5 protein-coding genes are annotated in these 3363 nt (G+C 75.9%); 3 read left to right on the top strand and 2 right to left on the bottom strand.

Annotated elements, in window-relative coordinates:
- Window positions 1-298: NTP pyrophosphohydrolase (locus AB0O00_RS33240; RefSeq protein ID WP_363658172.1), on the top strand; the 298-nt coding region annotated here is incomplete at its 5' end.
- Window positions 299-316: 18 nt separating this feature from the next.
- On the opposite strand, the gene AB0O00_RS33235 is transcribed toward AB0O00_RS33240, so the two are convergent.
- Both AB0O00_RS33235 and AB0O00_RS33230 read right to left on the bottom strand, forming a co-directional pair.
- Window positions 317-1114: a maleylpyruvate isomerase family mycothiol-dependent enzyme gene (locus AB0O00_RS33235; protein WP_363658170.1), complete on the bottom strand. Its 798-nt coding sequence runs from the start codon at window positions 1112-1114 to the stop codon at window positions 317-319.
- A gap of 74 nt (window positions 1115-1188) precedes the next feature.
- Window positions 1189-1797, bottom strand: coding sequence for a hypothetical protein (locus AB0O00_RS33230; protein WP_363658168.1), 609 nt, complete (start codon window positions 1795-1797; stop codon window positions 1189-1191).
- Window positions 1798-2022: 225 nt separating this feature from the next.
- Between AB0O00_RS33230 and AB0O00_RS33225 the strand changes: the two genes are divergently transcribed.
- Window positions 2023-2184, top strand: a complete 162-nt coding sequence (locus AB0O00_RS33225; protein ID WP_359961887.1) for a hypothetical protein — start codon at window positions 2023-2025, stop codon at window positions 2182-2184.
- 59 nt (window positions 2185-2243) lie between these two features.
- Window positions 2244-3363, top strand: a 1120-nt coding sequence (locus AB0O00_RS33220; RefSeq protein WP_363658173.1) for a heavy metal translocating P-type ATPase, incomplete at its 3' end; no start/stop codon positions are given.

Genomic DNA, 3363 nt, shown 5'->3' with positions numbered 1-3363 from the left:
CGAGCGGCTGCGCGACGCGCTGGACGCCGTCGCCGAGCGCGGGCTGCCGGGGCGGGACGGGCCGCTCGACGTGCTGCTGGTGGTCGAGGGCGCGGCGCGCGGGGTGGCGGAGGTGCCGGGGGTCCGGGTGGTCGCCGCCGCCGGGAGCGGCGACGACCGGATCGTCGAGGTCGTCCGGGCGGCCAGGGCCGAACGGCCGGACCGGGACTGCCTGGTCGTCACCGCCGACCGCGAACTGCGGGCCCGCGTCGGCGCGCTCGGCGCCGACGTCACGGGCCCGCGGACGGTCCGCCCATAGAACCGGCTGCGCTGCGTCCTAGTTCTCCGGCTCCCAGACGCGGAGCAGGCCCCACAGCTCGGCGTCCCCGTCGACGCGCAGGGAGCTGAGCGGGATGCGGTCGTAATTGAAGAGGACCAGCTCGGAGGCCGTGCCGTGGACGGCGGTGCCGGCCGGGTCGATGTCCTCGCCGGCGGTGCTGCCGGGCGCGGGGATGCTGGTGGTGCGTGCGCCGTCGGCGTCGACCGTGAGGCGCCAGGAGCGGCCCTCGGTGGCGTGGAAGTCGAAGGTGGTGGGCTTGTGCGGCCAGGCGCTCGCCGTCGCGCAGCAGGTGAACAGGAACTCCTCGACGCCGTCGAGCGCGACGTCGGCCGGCAGCGGATCCGGGTCGCCGAAGGAGAGCCGGGCGTCGTAGGTGTGCACGGCGGTCTCCTGGACCCGGTGCCGGGCCACCCCGCCGGCGCTGCGCGGCGACTGCAACGGGCTCCACCACGCCCAGCAACCGCTCTCCGGGCCCGCCTCGCGCAGGGCGCCCAGCAGCAGCTCCGTCGATGCGGCCAGCCAGTCCACCAGGGCCTCGCGCTCCTTCGGCACCTCCAGGGCGGCGCGCGCGGCGACGGCCTCGGCCGGGGGTCCGTCGGCGGGCCCGGCACCGACGATGGCGGCCCAGAAACGGTCTCCTCCGCCCAGGTGCTTCACCAGATCGAACAGCGTCCACTCGGGGCAGGTCGGCACCTGCGCGTCGAGACTGGGCGCGGCGGCGACCGTGGCGCGGAAGGCGGCCGACCGCTCGTCGATCAGTCGCAGCAGGTCGGAGAACTCGAAAGTCTTTTGCACGCCGGATTTCTATCACCGCGCTCCGGTCATCGGACAGCGATTTTCGCAGGTGACCGGACGCTCTCTCAGGCCTGTCAGTACCGGACGGCCCTGACCACCACCGGGAGCAGCCGCTGCTCCGTGTGGCTGCTGAAGGCGACGGGGGACGCCTCCTCGTCGCGCGGGAGGTTCTCGGCGCCCACGACGGTGCTGTCGACGGTCTTCCCGTTGGTGTCGGTGAAGTCGACCTGCACGGCGTAGGAGGCGGTGTCCAGGCCGCCGTTGCGGATCGTCACCACGACGGCCGGCAGCCCGCCGGTGTCCGCGAGCGGGACGCCGGTGACCGTGACCGCGCCGAGGGCGTTGCCGCCGTTCTCGGCCAGGGCGAGGGCGGAGACGGCCTTGTCGAGGGAGATCACCTGCCGGGCCGCGACGGAGGCGGCGAACGAGGCCGCCGCCGCGGCCGACGAGGCGGCGGCCTCGGGCCCCGGGGACGGCGAGCCGGTCTCCGAGGGCGAGGCGGACGCGCCGGCCGTGGCGGACGCTGCGGCCGACGGGGCCGAGGTGCGGACGATCGACGGGTTGGTCGACGAGCTGCTGCACGCCGCCGCCAGGACGCCCCCGGCGGCCAGCACCGCGGTCAGGGCGACCGCGCGGGGGGCCGTCCGGCGGCGGGGGCCCGGGTGGGTGTGGAGTTCGCGCACGGGAGGTTGCCTCTTCTCGCTCGGCGTGTCCTGCACCCCATGCTTCGGGGCACGGCGGCGGGACGGCGAGACCTGCACGCCCGTTCGAGTGGACGTGCGCCTACCCACGGTGGCGGGAGCAGGTCGTCGCGGGCGATTTCCACGGAGTTCGGACCGTACGGGAACCACTCCGGTTCGGCGTCCGACTGGTGGGAGGTGAGTGCGAAGTCGCCGGGTGTCCGGCCGTTGAGTGTGCTGGCGGGGTTCGCCCTGCTGCTGGTGGTGGTGTTCGTCGTGGCGTACGCCGTGGGCCGTCAGGCCGGGCCGGTGTCGCCGGGGCTGACGCCCGGTGTCGGGGGCGGCGGCTCGCCCGGGATGTCCGGGCACGACATGGGAGGCATGCGGTGAGCCCGGTCGCGGGGGCCGACGCCGGGGCGCTGGTCAGCACCGACCTGGCGGTCGGCGGGATGACCTGTGCGGCGTGCGTGGGCCGGGTGGAGAAGCGGCTGGCGAAGCTCGACGGCGTGTCCGCCGGGGTGAACCTGGCGACCGGCCGGGCACGGGTGCTGCACCCGGCCGGCGTGGCCGTCGAGGAGCTCGTCGCGGCCGTCGAACGGGCGGGCTACACCGCCGAGTTGGTGACGGCGGGAGCGGCCGTCGGCCCGGCGGAGGAGGAGCCGGACGGGCGGTGGCGGCTGCTGGTGACGGCGCTCCTGGCCGTCCCGGTGCTGGTGCTGTCGATGGTGCCGTCGCTGCAGTTCCCGGCCTGGCAGTGGGTGTGCTTCGGGCTGGCCGTCCCGGTGGTGACGTGGGGCTCGGCGGGCTTCCACCGGCGGGCGTGGCAGGGGCTGCGGCACGCGGCGGCGACGATGGACACGCTGGTCAGCCTGGGCGTGCTGGCGTCCTTCGGCTGGTCGGCGTACGCGCTGCTGTTCGGCGGGGCCGGGGCGATCGGCATGCGGATGCCGTTCTCGCTGACGGCCGACGGCGGCGGCGCGGCGCACGTGTACCTGGAGGCGGCCGTCGGCGTGCCGCTGTTCGTCCTGGCCGGGCGCCTGCTGGAGGGCAGGGTGCGGCGGCGCAGCGGTTCGGCGCTGCGGGCGCTGGCCGAGCTGGGCGCGAAGGAGGTGTGCGTCCGGGAGGGCGGCGAGGAGCGGCTGGTGCCGATCGAACTCCTGCTGCCCGGGCAGGAGTTCGTGGTGCGGCCGGGCGAGCGCGTCGCCACCGACGGGGTGGTGGTCGAGGGCGGCTCGGCGCTCGACCTGAGCTTCCTGACCGGCGAGAGCGTCCCGGTCGAGGTCGGCCCCGGGGACCGGGTCGCCGGCGCGACGGTGAACGTCGGCGGCGCACTCGTCGTACGGGCGACGGCCGTCGGCGCGGACACCCAACTCGCCCGGATCACCGCCCTGGTGGCCGACGCCCAGGCGGGCAAGGCCCGGTCCCAGCGGCTCGCGGACGCGGTCGCCGGGGTGTTCGTGCCGTGCGTGCTGGCGGTCGCGGTGAGCGTGCTGGGCTTCTGGCTGGGCGCGGGCGCGGCACCGCAGGCGGCGGTGACGGCGGCGGTCGCGGTGCTGGTGGTGGCCTGCC

Origin of the sequence: Kitasatospora sp. NPDC093558 (assembly GCF_040683475.1) — a bacterium.
Classification (GTDB): Bacteria; Actinomycetota; Actinomycetes; order Streptomycetales; family Streptomycetaceae; genus Kitasatospora.
Note: the sequence above shows the minus strand (reverse complement) of the source record. Positions and strands in the feature narration are given on the sequence as shown.